Genomic DNA, 20,685 nt, shown 5'->3' with positions numbered 1-20,685 from the left:
GGAGAGGATTTATTCTTTCCCTCTGACTTTTCTTCTTTTATAATTGAAAAGTTTTCCTCTGGCAAACTGTTTTCTCTTCCTCATACTTTTGTTGATAGGTATAAAAACGTTGCTCTAGACCCACCCTATAGTGACTTGATATGATTAGTGAGGTAGTTAAGGAGGCATTTGCAATGGATAAAAAATATGCAGACTTAAAGCTCGGAGAACGAGCCGCGATATTAAGCATTATTACATATATTATTTTAGCATCAGTGAAATTAATTATTGGAAATAGCACTGATTCGCAAGCTTTAAAAGCAGATGGATGGAATAATTTCACCGATATTATTGCTTCTGTTGCCGTTTTAATCGGGTTGCGGCTATCTCAAAAACCAGCTGATAAAGACCATCCTTATGGCCATTGGAAAGCGGAAACTGTTGCTTCGTTAATTGCTTCCTTTATTATGATGAGTGTTGGATTACAAGTATTATACCAAGCAATCTCTTCCTTCTTTACTCATTCTAGACAAGCACCTGATTTAGTGGCAGCATATACAGCTATCGCCTGTGGTGCTGTTATGTTCTTTGTCTATCGGATCAATTTACGATTGGGAAAAAAAATAAATAGCCAAGCTGTAAAAGCAGCAGCGAAAGATAATTTTTCTGATTCGATGGTTAGTTTTGGTACTGCTGTCGGTATTTTTGGAGCACAATTAAACTTGGGATTTTTAGATCCGCTAGCGGCCTGTATTGTCGGCCTGTTAATTTGTAAAACAGCTTGGGGAATTTTCCGAGAAACCACTCATTATCTGACAGATGGTTTTGATGTTTTATTGATTGATAAATATAAAAAGACCATTTTGCATACAGATGGCGTTAAAGCTGTAAAAGAAATTAAAGCGAGAAACTATGGGAACAGCCCAGTTGTGGATGTTGTTATTACTGTTAATCAGAAACTAGATATTACCGATGCCCATGATATCTCTTCTGCTGTAGAGAATGCTTTAATAAATGAATTTAATGTATTAGAGGTCCATGTCCATATTGAGCCAGACGAAGAAAAACAATAAAAAAACGAATGAGAGAGTATTTAGAAGTATAACGGAGAAAGCTGGAGATTGACTTATGTAAGTATTCCACAATATAAAAAGGAATAATTTTCCTCACTATAGCTAATTCTGTCCTTTGCTTTTTTTGATTGCTGTGTATAGAGTGAGAAAATAGCCAACTCATTGAGCTGGCTTACAGTAATACTATTTTTCCCCTCCAATAAAATATAAAATGATAATATGTATTGGATAAAAGAAATAGAAAAAATATTTTAAGCCAACTCCTTTTTCCCCATTATAAAAATAGAGCAATGGCAAAGCTAAAATCATCATCCATTGGAAGTCTGCAAACGGAAGTAAAAATTGTGAAAACGGATTTAAACTGCCTCCCCATTTTTTATATACTAAAAAGATAAAAAGGCAATAAATTGAATAGCTTATTACTAATTGTTTTTTATTTCTAAATAAATAAAAGACAACACCTAATAAAACGAACAAGATTCCCCCTTCTACATATATTACATTTCCAAATATAGCTCCATAAAAAGGATATCTCAGAGCTGTATTTAATATAAATATTTCTGTAATGAGGGTAGAAAGCACAGTACTTATCATCTGCCATATTAAGTAGATACTAAAATATCTCCAACTTCTCTTATCGATTACATAAATTAACAATGCAACCGTAAATAATGTCGCAAAAAAATTATTAGTTAATCCTACTCCCGTATTATAATTTTGATTAATAATCACATTAATGCAAGCCATGATAACACTAGCAATATACAAACGGAAGAGATATCGATGTTTATTAGAGGTGTGAGTCATACCTATTATCACAAAATAAATAAAAATCGGTGCTGCTATTCTCCCTACCCATCTTAAATATACTGGAGTACCAGGGATAAATTCCCCTATATGATCTATTAGCATAAAAATTAAAGCTATTATTTTTATTAAAGTAGTAGTCATGATCATCTCCTTAATGAAGAAAAGCACCTATACAACTAGGTGCTTTATATTTGTCATTTAGTGCTTTTTTATATTTAAACTTAGAATTTCATGGTTGGTAAAGTAGATGATCTTACTTTACCAACCTTTACATAAATTTCAGCTTTTTTATTAGAACATCTTCATATTTTCGAGATCCAAATTGCTCGTTTTTACTATCCATTTGATTTAGGCAAAAATATTAATATGCTTTAGCCCAATAGACTAATTTATTTGCTTTTTTGCCACAGCATACACAAGTGTCAGCGATTTTTTCTTGCTCAAAAGGCATACATCTAGATGTTGCACTGGTTTCTTCCTTTATTTTATCTTCACACGCTTGATCTTCACACCACATGGCTTTAATAAATCCTGGCTTTTCTTTTGCCGTCAACTGTTTAAATTCATCAAAATTTACAGCAGTATGAGTGTTTTCTTCTCTATGATCTGTGGCTTTCTTTAACAAGTTGTCTTGGATATCCGTTAATAATTGTGTAATTGTTTCTTCTAATCCATCCATAGAGACATATTGTTTCTCTCCAGTATCTCTTCTCACAAGAACCACTTGATTCTTCTCGATATCTTTTGGTCCCACTTCTAGACGGAGAGGAATTCCCTTCATTTCATACTCATTAAATTTCCAGCCTGGCTTTTTATCACTTGCATCAATACCAACGCGGATCGAATTACTTAGTTTCTTCTGTAAATCGTAGGCAAAATCCAATACCCCTTCCTTATGCTGGGCAATTGGTACGATCATCACTTGTGTTGGTGCAATCATTGGCGGTACGACTAAGCCGCGGTCATCCCCATGAACCATAATCATGGCACCAATGATTCTTGTCGTAAAGCCCCATGATGTCTGCTGAACATGCTGCAAGTTGCCATCTCTGTCCGAGAACTGAATTCCAAAGGATTTTGCAAAGCCATCGCCGAGATTATGCGAAGTACCTGATTGCAATGCTTTGCCGTCATGCATCAAGCTTTCAATCGTATAGGTGTATTTCGCGCCTGCAAACTTTTCTTTTTCTGTTTTACGCCCTTTGATCACTGGAAGTGCCAAGTACTTTTCGCATATTTCTGCATAGACCTGAAGCATTTGAATTGTTTCTCTATCTGCATCCTCTTCCGTTTCATGACATGTATGACCTTCTTGCCATAAAAATTCTAAAGTACGTAAGAATGGACGTGTCGTCTTTTCCCAACGCACAACATTAGCCCACTGATTATATAGCTTAGGAAGATCACGATAGGAATGAATAATATTTTTATAATGCTCTGCAAAAAGCACTTCTGATGTTGGGCGCACACAAAGTCTTTCTGCTAGTTTCTCGTCTCCGCCATGTGTAACCCATGCTACTTCTGGTGCGAATCCCTCAATATGATCTTTTTCTCGTTGTAAAAGGCTTTCTGGAATAAATAATGGCATATAAACATTTTCATGCCCTGTTTCTTTAATACGTTTATCTAATGCTTCTTTAATATTCTCCCAAATCGCTGTTCCATAAGGTCGAATAATCATCGAACCTCTTACACTTGAATAATCGATTAGTTCCGCTTTTGTCACTACATCTGTATACCACTGGGCAAAATCATCTTCCATGCTAGTAATGCTTTTTACAAAATCCTTCGCCATTTTAAAGGGCCTCCTATTTTATCTGTGTTTTTAAACGTATTTCAAGCGATCTTTCTTAGAAAAAGACCATAAAAAAAAAGCGTTGCTATTCATTAGGGACCAAATAATGGCGGTACCACCCTAATTCAAAGCAAAGCTTTACACTCTTCCATGTTAACGGTATTGAACCGCTGAATCTTCTTAAACAAAGTCTATTCGATACAGAACGAAAAAGGCAGGTTCAACAGGTAAGCCTATAGGTCCTTTCAGCATTTAGACCCTCTCTTTTTATAGACATTGCTGCATACTAATCCTTTTTATAGTTTCATTATTCATTTCTTTGTGAAAAATCATATCGGATAGAAACATTATTGTCAATATAGATTTTTTTTTATTCTTTTTAACCGATAGGGCATATATCTTTTATTTTCGATAATGGAGAAGGAGTGAATGGCTTCTCTGTGTTTTCTTTAAGCTCTATGCTTTTTAGGCATAGAAAGTATTTCTCTGGACCCTTATCTATTAACCTCTTAAATAAAAATTTAGCGCTGCTTGCAGTGCTTGGCCTGCAGGGAGTTTTACACCATGGCTAATGAGGCATGCCTCTAAACTCGCAAGTACGAATAAGACATTTTCTTTGCGACAGCTATAGCCCATTGTTCCAATTCTCCATATTTTTCCGTGTAATGGACCAAAAGAGCTGGCTATTTCTACTCCAAATTGCTCAAGCATCATACTACGAACAGATTCTGCATCAATCCCCTTTGGAACGTTAATGCATGTTACCGTTGGCAGCTTCCACCTTTTATCACCGAACAATTCAAGCCCCATTCCCTTTATTCCTTCCATGAGCGCTTGTTCATGGTACTGATGACGAGCAAACCTCTTTTCCAAGCCTTCTTCTAAAACAATTCTTAATCCTTCATGAAGAGCATATAACATGGTAGTTGCTTCTGTATGATGATTCAGCCTTCGCGGACTCCAATAATCCTGCAATTGTGCCAAATCTAAATAATTTGAGCGAATTGGGGCATGGGCTTTTATCTCTGCTAGCTCCACTTCTGTAGCTATTCCTCTTTCTACTTTCTTCCGTGCATTTAACACTTTTTCCACTCGATCATTATACGTAATAGGGGCATTTCCAGATGGAACTGATAAACATTTTTGATTTCCTCCAATTACTGCATCGATATACCAATTATCTGTTTGAACATTGGCTCCTCCAATTGTTGCAACTGCGTCAACGATAAAGAGAATATCTTGTTCTCGACATGCTTTGCCGACCTCTTCTAATGGCTGCATACACCCTGTTGATGTTTCTCCATGAACAAGAGCAACTACTTTCGGTCTCACTCTTTTCATTTCTGCAATAATTACTTCTGGATCAAAAACCTCGCCCCATTTACATTGAAGCAAATGAATCTCAGCCCCATACCTTTCAGAAATTTCCGTCAAAAGATGTCCAAATCTTCCGTAAATTGGAATTAACACTTTATCTCCTGGCTCAATGACACTGGCCAATACAGCTTCTAGTCCAGATCTTGATGTTCCATCAACTGGATATGCCCATTGATTTTTAGTTTGGAAAACTTGTTGAATCATTCTCATAACATCATTCATGATAGATGTAAATGCAGGATCAAATTGTCCCAAAATAGGTGTACTTAACGCCCTTAACACTCTCGGATCAACCTCAACAGGTCCTGGTGTCATAATCGTTCTTAAGGGTGTGTTTAGTTCTAAAAAAGTCACTATGATACTTCCTTTCCTTATCTTTTAGTAATTCCCTCTGCTTGCTTCGTGATCCTTCTTTTTGGTCTTCATCATTCTCATAAACACCACTTTTCCTATTACTCTCCTACTTTTTGGCTTTCATCAACCCCATGAACACCACTTTCCTCTTTCCTCTCCTACTTTTTGGCTTTCATCAACCCCATGAACACCACTTTCCTCTTTCCTCTCTTACTTTTTGGCTTTCATCAACCCCATGAACACCACTTTCCTCTTTCCACTCCTACTTTACGGCTTTCATCGACCTCATGAACTCCACTTTCCGCCTTCCCTGCACCTTAAGTACGTTCATCTCAGAAAAAATCAATAAGCCAAACGGTGTAGTAATTCTATAAGAACAACAACCCCATTTTTTAAATCTTCTAGATTTGTATGTTCCTTTGGGGAATGACTGATCCCATTTACACTAGGAACAAATAGTAACGCTGTCGGGCAATAGGTTCCGAAAATTTGTGCATCGTGACCGGCACCACTAATCATTTTTTGATATGGGATATCTATTTCCTCCACAATTCTCTCCGACAGCTGCGTTAGTTTATCGTCCATTGCAACGGCCTTAACATCCAGCCATTGATTCCATCCTACTTCCATACCAGCAGTCTTACATCTCTCTTTAAAATGTGCAAAAATTTTCTCACAATAGTAATCTAGCACTTCTTCTTGGTGGTGGCGGACATCCAGTGTAAAAGTAACCTCTTTGGCAATCACATTAGGAATATTAGGCACTGCCTGTATTTTCCCAACTGTCGCCACTAAGTGAGCGTCCATTTCCGTAACTTGTTTAATGGCATATGTAATTAATTCCGCTGCAAGATGTATACTATCCTTTCGATAAGGCATGGGAGTTGTACCTGCGTGGTTACTCTCCCCAGTAACTTTGATCGTAAATCTTCTTTGTCCAACTATATGAGAGACAATCCCTATAGACTTCTGCTCTTTTTCTAAGACAGCCCCTTGTTCTATATGTATTTCTATAAAGCATTCAATATCCTCTCGCTTAACTTGTTTTTCAACTGGCTGCAAGCCCGCCGATGTCATAGCATGAGCAAAAGAAATATTTCTTGCGTCAGCTAATCCTTCGCAATCACTTTTAGTAAACTTTCCCGTTACCGATCCAGATCCCCAGAAAGCTAAAGGAAATCTACTCCCCTCTTCCTCACATAAAGAGACTACTTCTATTGTCTTTTTTGGTTTACCATAATGTTGTTTCAAATAATTGACAGCGATAAAACTCGCCATAATCCCGAAGGCTCCATCATATTTTCCACCATCTATAACAGTATCAATATGAGAACCTGTTAGAATGGCTTTCTCCTCTTGATCTACTCCTGCTAACCTGCCAAATAAGTTGCCAACACCATCAAAATAAGGATTCAAGCCATTTTCTTTCATTTTTTGAAAAAGAGAATGTTGGGCTAAGCGCCAATTTTCATCATAGAGAAGTCTTGTAACTCCACCATTTTTCGTCTTCCCAAATCGGGCAAGCCATTCTATCCAGTCCCCTACTTCTTTTGTTTCAATATCAATAGTTGTCTTCATTTCTCCCGCTCCTCTCTGCTGATACTCTCCCTACATTCAAAATAAAAAGAAAGAACTCTCCTTCCTTTTGTTATTTTCTAATAATATTTAAAACTACTTAAAACGCACTAATATATGTATCCATTATTTTAATAATCACTTGCTAGCAATTCATTAGATAAAATGTTAGAATTGTCTAAATACTTTGTATAAATTAACTAAAGAAGCTTCTTGATTACACGGATTACTTTGGGAGGGATACAATTGAAATTAGCAGAGATATTACAAAAACCTGCCTTTGCAGAAGTGCAAGTAATTGCAGGTCACGGAGGATTAAATAAAGAAATTAAGCATATTACCATGATGGATGCCCCTGATATCGTGGACTTCTTAAACCCAAACGATTTATTAGTCACTACTGCCTATCATCTTAAAGATAATCCTGGTGTTCTGCTCTCCTTAATAAAAAGTATGCATAAAAGGGATTGTACAGCTTTAGGAATTAAGTCCAAGAGATTTTTAGGACATATACCACAAGAAGCGATTCAATTCGCAAATGAAATAGGATTTCCCCTATTAGAAATACCTTTAGAAACTTCACTAGGGGAAATCGTTAATGCTTCTTTAAACTATATGTTGAGTCAAAGAACAGCAGAGTTAACCACTGCCTTTGAAACCCATCGGAAATTCACGCAGCATATTCTGAAAGGGAAAGGGATAAAAAGGCTTATTGATGACTTATCTCAAATGATTAACAAGCCGATCTTTTTACTAGATGCCCATTTTCAAATACACACTTCTTCTCATAATCGAACATCTACCGATAACTTTTTGAGCTCTCTCCATGCTAATGGGTTTGAATTTTTATTAGCTAACTCACCATACTCTTGCTTTTCGAGTAGAAATACAGAAGAAATTTTTACAATTTTCCCCATTTATACACATATGAGAAAACCAGCATTTTTAGTTGTTCTGGGAGAAATCCCCATGGAAGGTCATAGCTTGCTTCTTACGATTGAACAAGCAACTAATGTGCTTTCTTTTGAGCTAATGAGGGAAAATACAGTGAAGCAATATACTAGAAGAGCAAGAAATGATTTCTTCGCTCACTTTATGGAAGGAAAGTTTAGCTTTGCTGAGGAAATCGAAAGCAGAGCTAAAGAATTTTTCTTAAAAAAAGAACAGGCTTCCATCGCAATAATTGGCAAATTGGATAGCGGCGATCAATATAAATCTTTCACACAGCATTCTGTTGAGGTAGATTATGTATTTGAATTTATCGAAACAGAAATAAAAAAGGCACCTTTCGCTTCTCAGCTTTTTCTTATTGAGGATCATTGTATTATTATCATGGAAGTTACCGATTCCTCTTATGAGCTAGACAAAACCATTCTTCCTTATTTACAAAATATCCAAACCCATCTTGTGAACACATTTAAAACAAGTATTTCATTCGGTATCAGTAATGTTTATCAGCGCCTGTTAAATTTACCTAATGCTTATCAAGAGGCGCTTAGTGCATTACATACTGGACAGCTTTCTGGAAACACTCCTTTTATCCAGATACATCGACCAAAGGATGCCTTTGAAATGTTAAGAATCATTCCAACAAAGGATCTGCAGGAATTTTATGATCATATTTTTCAACCTTTCTCTAACAATCATCAGCAAGAAGATGAACAAATATTACTCCATACATTATCTGTTTACTTAGAGACCCATTGCCAAATTTCTGAAACAGCGAAACGTCTTTATGTACATCGTAATACAGTAATTTATCGCTTAGAAAAATGTGAGGATCTCTTAGGAAAAAGTCTTAAGGATCCAGAGACTACCTTCCACCTTCGTTTTGCCTTTCGGATTAAATCAATTTTAAAAATGAATGAAAGAAAAAAACAAAGCCAAATCTAAAGAAGTTTTTCATTTATCTTAGTTATATAATCTATATTTTCTAAATATTTTGTATAAATTAACCAATGACTTCTTTCTTCTTACTTCTTATTATGTTAATAAATATAACGCCATACGTTAGAATGAATAACAAAGGAGAAGGAGTGTTTATAATGCCTCAAAATAACAAAAAGGGAGTTCGAATTTTTTCTTTAGGTCTTCAACATGTTCTTGCTATGTATGCTGGTGCTATCCTTGTTCCACTATTAGTTGGAAGAGCCTTAAATTTAACAAGCGAACAACTAGCCTATCTTGTTGCAATTGATCTTTTAACATGTGGAATTGCCACATTGCTTCAAGCCTGGAAAAACAAATATTTAGGCATTGGCTTGCCAGTTGTACTAGGTAGTTCATTCGTCGCTGTTACTCCGATGATTTCGATCGGAACAAATTATGGAGTCACCGCTATTTATGGAGCCATTATTATTACAGGGATTTTTATGTTTATTTGTGCTCCTTTTTTCAGCAAAATTACCAAGCTCTTCCCTCCAGTTGTAATTGGAACAGTTGTAACTATTATCGGTTTATCTCTTATCCCATCTGGTATTAAAAATATGGGCGGAGGAGCAGCAAGCGAAGATTTTGGCTCCATTGAGAATTTGCTTTTGGCATTTGGCGTCCTATTGTTCATTCTTTTGTTAAACCGGTTTACAAAAGGATTTATGCAATCATTGGCCGTCCTAATTGGAATTATTGCTGGTACTATTATTGCTGCTATTCTTGGTAAAGTAAACCTTACTCCAGTAAAAGAAGCTAGTTGGTTCCATTTTCCTGAACTATTTTATTTTGGGATACCTAGCTTTGAATTTGGGCCAATTCTAACCATGTTAATTGTCGGTTTAGTTATTGTAATTGAATCAACTGGTGTCTTTTTCGCACTAAGCAAAATAACGGAGACGCCACTAAGTGAAAAGGATTTAACGCGTGGGTATCGTGCCGAGGGTTTAGCGATTACTTTAGGTGGACTATTTAATGCCTTTCCGTATAATACCTTTGCTCAAAACGTTGGTCTTGTTCAGCTATCAAAAGTCAAAACGGTAAATGTCGTAATTGCCGCAGGAGGAATCCTTGTTTTCTTAGGCTTTATTCCTAAGGTTGCGGCTTTTGCCACTATTATTCCCACACCAGTGTTAGGCGGAGCAACCGTTGTTATGTTTGGAATGGTTGTTGCTTCTGGCATAAGAATGCTGAGCAAAGTTGATTTTACCAATCAGGCTAACTTGTTAATCATGGCTTGCTCTATTTCTATCGGTTTAGGAGCAACAGCAGTTCCTAATTTATTTGACCAGCTTCCTTCCGCCTTACGAATCATTGTAAGTGATGGGATTATCACAGGAAGTTTGGCTGCCATTTTATTAAATCTTCTTTTTAATGTTAAAACCAGTAAGAAAAGCTCTAATGTCTCTCTCTTGAGCAAACAAGTCGGCGAAACAAATACATTGTAAACAAAAAGAGGCTGCCCATTTGGAACTAGCCTCTTCATCAATCCTTTTATTCTTTATCAAAAGTCGTCATTTTCATTGTTTTCAGTCTTACAGCTTCTGGATTAACTTGAATTCTTGCTACCTTTGTTTCCATTGCTGCTTTTGCCACAGCAGAAGCAACAGCAGGAGCAACTCTAGGATCAAAGGGACTTGGAATTACATAATCTTCATTCAACTCAGCATCCGCAACTAAGCCTGCAATCGCTTCAGCTGCTGCCTTTTTCATTTCTTCATTAATAGTGGTTGCACGAACATCTAAAGCACCACGAAAAATTCCTGGAAAGGCCAATACATTATTTACTTGGTTCGGAAAATCTGATCTTCCTGTTCCAACTATGACCGCGCCCGCTTCTTTCGCCTGTGCCGGACTTATTTCTGGTACTGGATTTGCCAGTGCAAAGATAATCGCATCCTTATTCATTGTCTGTACCATTTCTTTCGTTAAAGTATTTGCTACAGAAACACCAATAAATACATCTGCTCCCACCAAAACATCTCTCAGTGTACCTCTCGTCAACTTAACATTCGTATAAGCTGCAACAGATTCTTTCGCTGGATTCATCCCAGCTGTCCTGCCAGCAAAGATCGCCCCTTTTGTGTCACATATAATCATATTAGTTACACCATAAGAGTTGAAAAGCTTTGTAATAGCAATACCTGAAGCGCCCGCACCATTTATTACTATTTTCAAATCCTTCATTTCTTTCTTTACTATCTTAAGGGCATTTAGAAGTCCTGCCAAAGCTACAATTGCTGTACCATGCTGGTCATCATGATAAACTGGAATGGCTAATTCTTGATTTAATCTTTCTTCAATCTCAAAACACTGTGGAGCAGCAATGTCTTCTAGGTGAATGGCACCAAAAGTAGGAGCCATTAGTTTAACTGCATCTACTATCTTGTCTACATCTGTTGAATTTAAAACAATGGGGAAGGCATCTACACCTGCAAAACTTTTAAGCAATATTGCTTTCCCTTCCATTACTGGCAAAGATGCTTCAGCACCAATATTACCCAAACCAAGTACAGATGTACCATTGGTGATAAGGCCCACCATATTACCCTTCATGGTAAAGTCATAGACAGTTTCTGGATTCTCAAAAATTTCTTTACATGGTTCTGCTACTCCCGGAGAATAAGCTAAACTTAAATCTTGGGCATTTTTTACTTCCACTTTTGCATGGATTTCCAATTTCCCCTGTTTGACTTGATGCATATGTAAAGCATCTTCTCGTAAAGACATTCTATCTCTCCCTTATTTCTGTAACATGATTGCATCCTTCCATTGGATGCATTTCCTAGATAAGGATTCCCCTCCCTATCTACGATAATATAACGTAGAAACAAAAAAAGAAACGCTTTCAAGAAAAAATAAAGAATATCTTTAAAACTGTTCCAAAGCATTTCTACAGACTGCCACTCTTCTTTATCAAACCATCATTACAAGGGAATTTATCTACATAAATCCCCTATATCTAAAATTATCTGTTCTTATGCTCCACGCTGATTTGATCTTGCTCATTTATGGAAATTAAAACGTCTACCATATTAATAAAAAGGCCATTCTCTACTACCCCTACTATATTATTCAAGTCTTGATGTAATTGAGTGGGGTTTTGGATAGTAGGAAAAGAACAATCTATAATATAATTTCCGTTATCTGTTACGAAGAGCTTGCCATCTTTCTGCCGTATCGCTGTTTTGCAGCCAAATTTTCGAATGGCTTTCTCTGTATGTTTATAACCAAAAGGTACGACTTCAATAGGAAGAGGGAATTTCCCCAATGATTGGACTTTCTTGCTTCCATCAGCAACTACAATAAAGGTTTTAGCAGCACTGGCAATTATTTTCTCACGCAATAATGCTCCGCCGCCCCCTTTAATCGCAAAGAAGTTATCATCAATTTCATCCGCTCCATCAATAGCAATGTCTAATTGCTCTACTTCGTTTATATCAATCAGCTGAATTCCACATTCGCTGGCTAATTTTTCTGTAGCCTTTGACGTTGCTACACCTTTTAATTCCACCCCCTTCTTAATCATTTCTCCCATTTTTTTTATCACATAATAGGCAGTAGATCCCGTGCCTAGTCCGACTGTCATCCCATCTTTCACAAATTGAATGACTGCTGCTTCTCCGACTAATACTTTTTCATCCTGTCTTTCCATTCTGTTCACCTACACACTTTTTTTTATTCATCCAAATAGTTATCCTCCTTCTATAATAGATGATAACGCCTTCTCTTTCATCTATTTTCCTTAGAAATTTTCTCCTAAATATACTTTCACTTTATTTTTCACTTGTTCCATTTTATCTGCATTCCTCCTATAGATCGCTTTTGCTGCAATAATCATATTTTCCTTCAAAAAAAGAAGCCATTATATTTTTTGAACTGTCCGATTTCCTTTTTTGTGCCCTTTTAAATGATTTCATTTCCTCCTTAGTTATTCCGCAAAAAAATTCCAATTTACCGAGTCATAGTTCGTTTGTCTTTCATTTGAAACTTTTTCATGCGTTTTTCGTATTTGTTAATAAACAATATAAGGGAGTTATATGATGATTATTATTGTGATTGTAATAGCTATATTCTTGAGTTCCCTAGCTGGAATTATCACGGATCATTTAGAAAAAAGGGCCAAGCTCAACAAAGCAATGCTAAAAGATCAGTTAGAGCTGGAAAGATTAAAACATGAAAATTTCTTATTAGAAACAGAAAAATTGAAATTAGAAGTGGAAAAAATGGAGAAGGAAAACAACTTATTAGAAAAGAAGTAATGGTGAATTCTATTAAAACGAAAACCGGAATACACTTCCCTTTCGGGTGCGTGGATTCCGGCTGAATCAATCCAGTATTCAAGGACATTGACCATATAATTTTTCATTATATAAACAATAACAAACTTACTGCCATCACAGCCATCCCTGCTATCAGGCCGTATATGGATAAGTGGCCTTCGTCGTATTTTTTGGCTGCTGGCAGTAATTCATCTAAAGAAATAAACACCATGATTCCTGCTACTGCTGCAAATATGAGACCGAACATAACATCATTTAGAAATGGCATCAAGATGAGAAAAGCAACTAATGCGCCAACTGGCTCTGCTAATCCTGATAAAAACGAAAGTTTAAATGCCTTTTTTCGATCACCTGTTGCAAAGTAAATGGGTACTGCCACAGCAATCCCCTCTGGTATATTATGTATGGCGATGGCAACAGTAATTGCTACCCCCAGTCCTGGATCTTGTAAAGCTGCCGTAAAGGTTGCAATTCCTTCTGGAAAATTGTGAATAGCAATTGCCAATGCTGTAAAACTTCCCATCTTTAATAAAGAATGATCTGTCCTTTTTAGATTAGATTTATTAATTTCCTCTACTTTCTTTAATTCATGTGGGTTTCCTTGCTCTGGAACAAATTTGTCGATCAAGGCAATAAGGAGAATTCCACCAAAAAAACCCGCCACCGTAAGCCAATTCCCAGTCTGTATCCCCAATGATCCTACTAATGCATCCTTTGCCTTCACAAAAATTTCAATCATCGATACATAAATCATTACTCCTGCTGAAAAACCAAGCATCCAAGAGAGAAACTTTGTGTTTGTGGTGGATGTAAAAAAAGCAAGGACACTTCCTATCCCAGTAGCAAGGCCTGCTAATAATGTTAAACCAAAGGCAATTAATAAATTTTCGGGCATTTAAATCCCCCTTTATCTACTATAATATTTCTGTGTTTTTCATTTATATAAAATTTATTTCTTCATTAAAAAATGTTTCTCTCAGGAAAAATTTTATCTAAATTCCAAATATTCGTCAATCTATACATTATGTATTATAGGTGAATTATCCATATCTCTATGCTAATCTTTTGCTTTTTTTATCCTTCTTCCCTAACCATTAACATCACTTAATACATTATACGCAAAAAGATCACTTTCTTTCCTTCCTTCTTTGTTTTTTCGAAATCAGCTCCATCTTCTAGGTAATAGTCTTATTTTTTATTATTTATCCCTTTAAACACTCTTTTAACTCCCTCAGTAATAATCGTACTTCCTATTAAATCAATAAGGAGATTGCCATTAATCATTTTAATTAAATAATAGGACAAAGTGCCGATTCCCATATCCATCATTAAAAATCTTTTCATTTGTGAAAATTCTAAAACCACAATCATTACTTCTTTTCCTCTATTGTCTTTCATTTTCCACAGCTCCCCTTTGCATTTAACGTATGAAAGCAAGAGATTGTCCGATGTCCCTAATTAATTTATTTAAGACAATAATCTTAATAGCAAAATAAAAGGTCCAAATCAAAAGTGATTTGAACCTTTTATCTATCAGCCTAATTGGCTAATGAAACTGAAATATAAGCTTTCACAGTACTATCGATTATTTTGCTTTTACATAATCTGCAGATTTCACACCAGCCTGACGACCAAAAATAATTATTTCTGCGACAGAATTACCGCCAATTCGATTTTCTCCGTGAAGTCCACCGGTAACTTCCCCTGCTGCAAATAAGCCTGGGATTGGCGCTCCTTCTTTATTAAGGACTTCTGTGTTTGTATTAATTTTTACTCCCCCCATTGTATAATGGATACCTGGGGCAATTTTAATAGCATAGAAAGGGGCTTTGGATAAATCATTGTCTATTCCTGTTGTTCTTCCGAAAGCTTGATCATCCTTATTTTTAACAGCACTATTCCATGTTTCTAGCGTGGCAGTTAACTCGTCAGCAGAAACATTCATCTTTTCCGCTAGAGCCTCGACTGTTTCTCCTTCTAATACAAATCCCATTTTTTTATACTGCTCAATAGCTTTTACACGAGATTTCACCCCAGCATCAAACACTAAAAATGCCGCTTTTTCTGGAAGCTCATTGATTGCCGCAGTAACTTTATCACGCGTGTCTAATTCGTTTGTAAATCTTTTTCCTTCTGCAGAGACCATTATTGCACCTTCTCCACGAACTGCTTCTCCTATTAAATATGATTCATCTTGTTGTACAGTTGGATGGACTTGAATTTGATCTAAATCAACGGTTGTCCCACCTAGTTTTTCAATCATTTTAATTCCGTCACCAGTACTACCAGCTTGGTTTGTTGTCACATAGTCTCCTAAATCACTTCTTACTTCTTTAATCATTTCCATATTGGCGCCGAATCCACCAGTAGTGACAACAACTGCTTTTGCAGCAATTTCTTTTTCATCGGTTTGATTGAATAATACATGGACGCCATTTACATTCCCGTCTTTTACTGTTATTTCTTTCACATCTGCATTAACAAATAATGGTATATCCTTTTCTTGCACATTTTTCAATAATCCATCTACAATGTACTGCCCAACTGCTGAGCCATCTTCAGGACGATGAGTACGTTTTTCGCTCATTCCACCTGTGATCGTTAAATTATTTAACCGGATACCAATGGAATCTAGCCAATCAATAGCACTTGCAGAATGATCAACAAAGAAACGTAACATTTCTTTATTATTTGTTCCATGACCACCCTTTAATGTCTCTTCATAAAAATTATCATTACTATCCTTAATGCCTTGTTCTTTCTGAAATTTAGTTTCTGAAGCATTCATTCCAGAAGAAGCCTTTGTTGTATTACCTCCTGCAACCGGCATTTTTTCAAGGATAACTGGATTTAATCCCTTGGCCTTTGCTTCTAACGCAGCTGTCATTCCAGCTCCGCCAGCGCCAACAATAATAATATCATAGCTGTCTTTAAGTTCTTCATATGGCGTATAACTAGTTTTGGACGCTCCTGATACTGTTTCTGCCCCCTTATCTTTTTTTTCTTGCTTTTGCGTGTTACTTGCTTTGTCGTTTCCACAACCAGCAAGGACAAGCACTAGGGAAAAAACTAAGATAAGCATAGATGTTATTCTTTTTTTCATCTTTTTACCTCCATACAGCACCTATTCTATTCATTGCTCAGGTGCCTTCATCTACCAAAGTATAGCACCAAAAACATAGTTTGTGCATAAGTTCACAAAAAAGTTAGAATTTCATTTACCTGTCACAATGGAAAATCTAAAAAGGCTGCCAATACTCTTATAAGGAGTATATCGACAGCCTATTTCCCTCTTTTTTATCGTTTTATTAATACAGATAATTCTCCTGTAAATACTTCCTCTTCTTTATCATTAAACGTCTTAAGCAATACAGTAAGAATACCGGTAGCACTTTTATTGGCTTTTTTTTCAAGAACTTTTACAATCGTATACAACTTATCACCTGGATATACAGGTTTAATAAATTGTACGTTATTCATCCCTGTTCCGGCAATAACATCCTCACCATATTTCTCCTCTTCGACCCATAGTTTAAAGGAAATAGCTAAAGTATGAATCCCTGAAGCAATTATGCCATTGAATCTTCCTTCTTTCGCTTTCGTTTCATTTACATGCAAATACTGCGGATCAAATTCTTCTGCAAACTTTATAATCTCTTCTTTCGTTAATGAAAGCGTCTTCGTTTGAAAAGTTTGTCCGATTGTAAATTCATCTAATTTCATCGTTACTTCCCTCTTCTACTTGTAAATAATGTTTTTTCTCTAAAACAATGTAACTGGATTCACAATTAATGATTACACTAATCTTTCATTTCCGCAAATCAAATTTATGAGGCTTAAGAGCGGGGCTTACCCTCTGATATAAATTATTGTTACGTTATTGATACAAATACTATGTAGCGCATGAAAAAGTAAGGGGAGTGGAGATCACCTGCAGACTGAATACACTTCACTTTCTAGGGCAAGCGGTGAGTTAATGCAATGGATTCGGTCCGCCAGTTTCTCTATTCCCATCTTTTGCAAAGTTCAAAACAAATAACTTTTCATTTTTTCCTTAAAGCAAGCTTTCTTCTAGTACCTTCATTTGATAAAAATAACCTTGCTTATCCATTAAATCCTTGTAAGAACCGCACTCGATAATTTCGCCATGATCCATTACAATAATTTGATCCATGGACTCTAAGCCATTTAAACGATGACTGACAATAATAAATGTATCCTGATCAGCATCTTTAAAAATTTCTTTGTAAATAGTTTGTTCTGTCTGTGCATCAAGTGATGAGGTTGGCTCATCTAATAACCATAGATGTCCTTTTTTCAAAAATGCTCTGGCAATAGCTAAGCGTTGTTTTTCTCCGCCTGAAAGATTTTCTCCTTTTTCTAATACGCGATGATCTAGGGAAAAATGTTCTAGCTGCACCTTTGCTAATACTGCTTCCATTTGTGTGTCACTAAGTTCTGATGCAGCTAATTGAAGATTTTCACGAATCGTACCATAAAAGTAATAATTCTCCTGCAAGACAACTTTTGTTTGTTCCCATATAGCCTCACCAGATACAGATGTTATATCTACTTCTCCCCAATAAATATTTCCGGCATCTACTTCTTGCAGCTTTAAGATCAGCTGAAGGACAGTCGATTTTCCAGAACCACTGGCACCAACAATTGCCGTCTTTGACCTAGCTGGTATCGTAAAGGATATGTTAGGAATCGTGCTGCGCCAATCCCCCATGTAAGTGAATTGCACATCTTTAAACTCTAATGATGGCGGAAGGCTAGATAACTTATTAATAGCAGAATCACTATGATTCTTTTTATAACTAGGATCTTCTACCACTTCATATAAGCGACTTGATGCATCTCTACTTTCTTGCATATAAATTGGAAATACAGCCATTGGAGCTGCAGACTCAAAGACAGTTAAAGAAATCATAACAAGCATTGCTAAAAATATCCCCTCAAGCATGCCATTCGCAACTAAATAGGCTCCAACTCCTATGACAGTCCAACTTGTAACCAACGTGATAAAACCATTAAATGATTGACTCGATACTTTATTTAAATTTTCTCGTTTTTGTTCATTGATATACGATTCAGAACGATTTAATAGCTGTTGTTGTTTATATGGTAATTGATGAAACAGCTTTAATTCGCGAAACCCATACATCACCTCTGTAATATGGGTGGATAAATCACCTCGCGCATGCCTAACTTTCCCTTTAATATTAACCTGCTTTAAGGAAAATAGTGCCGGAATGATAATTGTCGTCAAGAAAAAACCAAGTAAGAGAATCAGCGCAATGGTGATGGAATAAAAACTAGTAAATAAGATCGTGCTGACAAAAACAAGTAAGAGCACAAGCGGTGGGTAAAACACCCTTAAAAAGAAATTTTGCAAGCTTTCTACATCTCCAACTACACGCGCAAGTAAATCTCCGCTTCTATATTTATGAAATATTTGCGGAATAAGCGGCGTCAATTTTTCAAAGAAAGCCACTCGCAAATTACTTAAAATCGTAAAAGTTGCTCGATGTGATGAAAGACGTTCTCCATATTTTGCTCCTGCTTTAACAAGACCAAGTAACTTAACAGTTGAAGTTAATATAATTAAAGTATAGAAGGGAGGAATTAATGCCGACTTAGATATAAGATAACCACTTGCAGCAAATAAGCCGACACTGCTAATTCCAGCAATAAAACCACATACTACCGCTATAATAATGTCTTTTTTCTCTATTAACATTAATCTCATTATTTTCTGCAGCGCACTCATTACTGTGCCCTCCCTTTTTGAATCATTACTATCTCCTTATATGCAGGTGAAATTTCTAATAATGATTCATGTGTCCCAACAGCTTGGAGTCTCCCATTTTCTAAAAAAAGAATTTGGTCAGCATTTTTTATCGTATGCAAACGATGAGCAACGGTAATCACCGTAGCTGTCTCCTTTAATTTTTGAATTGACTGCTGTAAGATTTTTTCAGTAGCTAAGTCAAGTCCACGCGTTGGTTCATCCAACAATACAATATGAGGCTTTTTCAGAAAAGCACGTGCTATCGAAACTCTTTGTTTTTCACCGCTAGAAAGCCCTCTGCCAGCTTCACCAATTCGAGTATCAAAGCCATGTTCTAATGAATTAACTAGTGGTGCAATTCCCGCTAATTGTGCTGCCGTTTCAATTGCCTGCATCCCAACTTCCTCTGTCGTTCCCATCGCAATATTCTCGCCAATCGTTCCTGAAAAAATATAAGGAGTTTGCGATATATAAGAAATCCTTTCTAACCAAGCAGCTTCTGTATATTTAGTGAGTGCTTCATGATTAATATAAATCGTCCCTTTTTCAGGAGTAATCATACCTGCTAATAAGTGAAGCAAGGTTGTCTTGCCAGCACCACTTGCGCCTACAATGGCAATTTGCTGCTTAGGTAAAAAAGTTGCTGTTATCGACTGTAGTCGGAAGTTAGTATTCGTATAAGCAAAATCAACTTGATGAAGCTGAATGGTTGGCGGTACTTTCCACTTAGGAAAGGTTTGCTTTCCCCATAAAGTGGGTTCATCTTCCTCTTCAAACACTTCTAATACCTTTTTTGCCGCTCCCATGCTGCTTCTGCCATTATGAAACGTTACACCCAGTTCTTTTAAGGAAGTATAAAATTCTGGAACCAATATTAATATCAAAAAAGCCGTAAAAAAGGAAATACTTTCATAAATAATTAATTGAATAGCAAGTTCTAAAGCCACAATTCCAATACTTAGCATAGATATTAGTTCAAGTGCAAAGGATTGTGTAAAAGCAATCTTCAATATTTCTAGTGTTGTATCGCGAAAGCTCAAACTACTTTTTTCTAATTCGCCTTTTTGCCGATTTGTTTGAGCAAATAGTTTTAACGTCACTAGCCCTTGTAAAGTTTCTAAAAATTTACCAGAAAAAGAAGCTAGTTTTTCCAGCTTCTCCTCCGATTTTTTTTGGGTTTTGATTCCAATTACGATCATATAAATCGGAATAAACGGGGCAGAAACAATTAAAATAATCCCTGAATTCACATGCTGAGTAAGAATAACAAGCAGCATTAAAATTGGCACAAAGGTACTCTGCATAACCTGGGGGATAAACTGGCTATAAAAACTATCCATCTCATCCACACCGTCAAGAAGCATGCTTACCTTTTCGCCTGTCTGTCCTTTTTCATTCAGCTGGACAGAATTAGCAACATATTTTTTTAATAAATTCTTTCGTGTTTCCCCTTTTACCTTGCTCGCAATCGAAACACCAATTCGTTTACTTATATAATCGGTACTTGACCTTACAAATAGGATAATAAGCAGCAGCAGCAACCACGGTATAATCGCTAAAAACGACTGTTCTTTTAGGAAAACACCGTCTACAATGGACGTCATCACATATGCCTGGGCAACAATCGCAAATCCTAGTATTAAGGTTAGTCCAAATAAACAATAAATCTTTTTCTTATGCATCCAAACTGTTTTCTTTATATTTTGCATAATGATT

At 36.3% G+C, this 20,685-nt stretch carries 16 protein-coding genes and 1 other annotated feature; of the genes, 4 read left to right on the top strand and 12 right to left on the bottom strand.

Annotated elements, in window-relative coordinates:
• Positions 1-173: 173 nt before the first annotated feature.
• Positions 174-1,052, top strand: coding sequence for a cation diffusion facilitator family transporter (locus NiCM35_RS06225; protein ID WP_095330343.1), 879 nt, complete (start codon positions 174-176; stop codon positions 1,050-1,052).
• A gap of 183 nt (positions 1,053-1,235) precedes the next feature.
• Here the strand turns inward: NiCM35_RS06225 and NiCM35_RS06220 are convergent, their stop codons facing one another.
• From NiCM35_RS06220 to allC, 4 genes are all read right to left on the bottom strand, one after another.
• Positions 1,236-2,003, bottom strand: coding sequence for a TraX family protein (locus NiCM35_RS06220; RefSeq protein ID WP_433778959.1), 768 nt, complete (start codon positions 2,001-2,003; stop codon positions 1,236-1,238).
• A gap of 220 nt (positions 2,004-2,223) precedes the next feature.
• Complete coding sequence (proS, locus tag NiCM35_RS06215) at positions 2,224-3,657, bottom strand: proline--tRNA ligase (protein WP_123260601.1); 1,434 nt, start codon at positions 3,655-3,657, stop codon at positions 2,224-2,226.
• Positions 3,658-3,748: 91 nt separating this feature from the next.
• Positions 3,749-3,966: a binding site (T-box leader), on the bottom strand.
• Positions 3,967-4,158: 192 nt separating this feature from the next.
• The gene (locus NiCM35_RS06210) at positions 4,159-5,388 is read right to left on the bottom strand and encodes a pyridoxal-phosphate-dependent aminotransferase family protein (protein WP_275068545.1); all 1,230 of its coding nucleotides are present in this window, start codon (positions 5,386-5,388) and stop codon (positions 4,159-4,161) included.
• Between the two features lie 342 nt (positions 5,389-5,730).
• Positions 5,731-6,966, bottom strand: a complete 1,236-nt coding sequence (gene allC / locus NiCM35_RS06205; RefSeq protein WP_095330340.1) for an allantoate deiminase — start codon at positions 6,964-6,966, stop codon at positions 5,731-5,733.
• 243 nt (positions 6,967-7,209) lie between these two features.
• On the opposite strand from allC, the gene NiCM35_RS06200 reads away from it, so the two are divergent.
• A complete protein-coding gene (locus NiCM35_RS06200) occupies positions 7,210-8,856 on the top strand; it encodes a PucR family transcriptional regulator (RefSeq protein WP_123260599.1) in 1,647 nt (548 codons plus the stop codon).
• Between the two features lie 152 nt (positions 8,857-9,008).
• Positions 9,009-10,340, top strand: coding sequence for a nucleobase:cation symporter-2 family protein (locus tag NiCM35_RS06195; RefSeq protein WP_433778956.1), 1,332 nt, complete (start codon positions 9,009-9,011; stop codon positions 10,338-10,340).
• 46 nt (positions 10,341-10,386) lie between these two features.
• Here the strand turns inward: NiCM35_RS06195 and ystJ are convergent, their stop codons facing one another.
• Positions 10,387-11,622 (bottom strand): NADP-dependent malic enzyme, encoded by a 1,236-nt coding sequence (gene ystJ / locus NiCM35_RS06190; protein WP_095330337.1) that lies wholly within the window; start codon positions 11,620-11,622, stop codon positions 10,387-10,389.
• Positions 11,623-11,860: 238 nt separating this feature from the next.
• Entirely contained in the window at positions 11,861-12,547 is a 687-nt protein-coding gene (gene rpiA / locus NiCM35_RS06185) for a ribose-5-phosphate isomerase RpiA (protein ID WP_123258213.1), read from the bottom strand.
• Positions 12,548-12,932: 385 nt separating this feature from the next.
• On the opposite strand from rpiA, the gene NiCM35_RS06180 reads away from it, so the two are divergent.
• On the top strand, positions 12,933-13,154 hold the full coding sequence (locus NiCM35_RS06180) for a hypothetical protein (RefSeq protein ID WP_338068364.1): 222 nt from the start codon (positions 12,933-12,935) through the stop codon (positions 13,152-13,154).
• 106 nt (positions 13,155-13,260) lie between these two features.
• Here NiCM35_RS06180 and zupT read toward each other — a convergent pair whose 3' ends face one another.
• The 6 genes from zupT to cydD all read right to left on the bottom strand — a co-directional run bounded on the left by zupT (position 13,261) and on the right by cydD (position 20,678).
• Positions 13,261-14,070, bottom strand: coding sequence for a zinc transporter ZupT (gene zupT, locus NiCM35_RS06175; RefSeq protein ID WP_095330334.1), 810 nt, complete (start codon positions 14,068-14,070; stop codon positions 13,261-13,263).
• A 293-nt stretch (positions 14,071-14,363) separates the two neighbouring features.
• Complete coding sequence (locus NiCM35_RS06170) at positions 14,364-14,573, bottom strand: hypothetical protein (RefSeq protein WP_123258214.1); 210 nt, start codon at positions 14,571-14,573, stop codon at positions 14,364-14,366.
• A gap of 187 nt (positions 14,574-14,760) precedes the next feature.
• Positions 14,761-16,278 (bottom strand): flavocytochrome c, encoded by a 1,518-nt coding sequence (locus NiCM35_RS06165; protein WP_095330332.1) that lies wholly within the window; start codon positions 16,276-16,278, stop codon positions 14,761-14,763.
• A gap of 194 nt (positions 16,279-16,472) precedes the next feature.
• Complete coding sequence (locus NiCM35_RS06160) at positions 16,473-16,898, bottom strand: MaoC family dehydratase (protein WP_095330331.1); 426 nt, start codon at positions 16,896-16,898, stop codon at positions 16,473-16,475.
• A 331-nt stretch (positions 16,899-17,229) separates the two neighbouring features.
• Positions 17,230-18,948: a thiol reductant ABC exporter subunit CydC gene (gene cydC / locus NiCM35_RS06155; protein ID WP_095330330.1), complete on the bottom strand. Its 1,719-nt coding sequence runs from the start codon at positions 18,946-18,948 to the stop codon at positions 17,230-17,232.
• A complete protein-coding gene (gene cydD, locus NiCM35_RS06150; protein ID WP_433778951.1) occupies positions 18,948-20,678 on the bottom strand; it encodes a thiol reductant ABC exporter subunit CydD in 1,731 nt (576 codons plus the stop codon). The genes cydC and cydD overlap by 1 nt, the downstream gene beginning before the upstream one ends.
• Positions 20,679-20,685 lie beyond the last annotated feature (7 nt).

The sequence above is a fragment of the Niallia sp. M35 genome (assembly GCF_050971705.1).
Lineage (GTDB): Bacteria > Bacillota > Bacilli > Bacillales > Cytobacillaceae > Niallia > Niallia circulans_A.
This window is presented reverse-complemented; position numbering and strand designations above follow the sequence as displayed.

Coding starts and splice junctions, on each gene's coding strand:
- NiCM35_RS06225 (WP_095330343.1), top strand. CDS start 174: ATGGATAAAAAATATGCAGACTTAAAGCTCGGAGAACGAGCCGCGATA.
- NiCM35_RS06220 (WP_433778959.1), bottom strand. CDS start 2,003: ATGACTACTACTTTAATAAAAATAATAGCTTTAATTTTTATGCTAATA.
- proS (WP_123260601.1), bottom strand. CDS start 3,657: ATGGCGAAGGATTTTGTAAAAAGCATTACTAGCATGGAAGATGATTTT.
- allC (WP_095330340.1), bottom strand. CDS start 6,966: ATGAAGACAACTATTGATATTGAAACAAAAGAAGTAGGGGACTGGATA.
- NiCM35_RS06195 (WP_433778956.1), top strand. CDS start 9,009: ATGCCTCAAAATAACAAAAAGGGAGTTCGAATTTTTTCTTTAGGTCTT.
- ystJ (WP_095330337.1), bottom strand. CDS start 11,622: ATGTCTTTACGAGAAGATGCTTTACATATGCATCAAGTCAAACAGGGG.
- rpiA (WP_123258213.1), bottom strand. CDS start 12,547: ATGGAAAGACAGGATGAAAAAGTATTAGTCGGAGAAGCAGCAGTCATT.
- NiCM35_RS06180 (WP_338068364.1), top strand. CDS start 12,933: ATGATGATTATTATTGTGATTGTAATAGCTATATTCTTGAGTTCCCTA.
- zupT (WP_095330334.1), bottom strand. CDS start 14,070: ATGCCCGAAAATTTATTAATTGCCTTTGGTTTAACATTATTAGCAGGC.
- NiCM35_RS06170 (WP_123258214.1), bottom strand. CDS start 14,573: ATGAAAGACAATAGAGGAAAAGAAGTAATGATTGTGGTTTTAGAATTT.
- NiCM35_RS06165 (WP_095330332.1), bottom strand. CDS start 16,278: ATGAAAAAAAGAATAACATCTATGCTTATCTTAGTTTTTTCCCTAGTG.
- NiCM35_RS06160 (WP_095330331.1), bottom strand. CDS start 16,898: ATGAAATTAGATGAATTTACAATCGGACAAACTTTTCAAACGAAGACG.
- cydC (WP_095330330.1), bottom strand. CDS start 18,948: ATGAGTGCGCTGCAGAAAATAATGAGATTAATGTTAATAGAGAAAAAA.
- cydD (WP_433778951.1), bottom strand. CDS start 20,678: ATGCAAAATATAAAGAAAACAGTTTGGATGCATAAGAAAAAGATTTAT.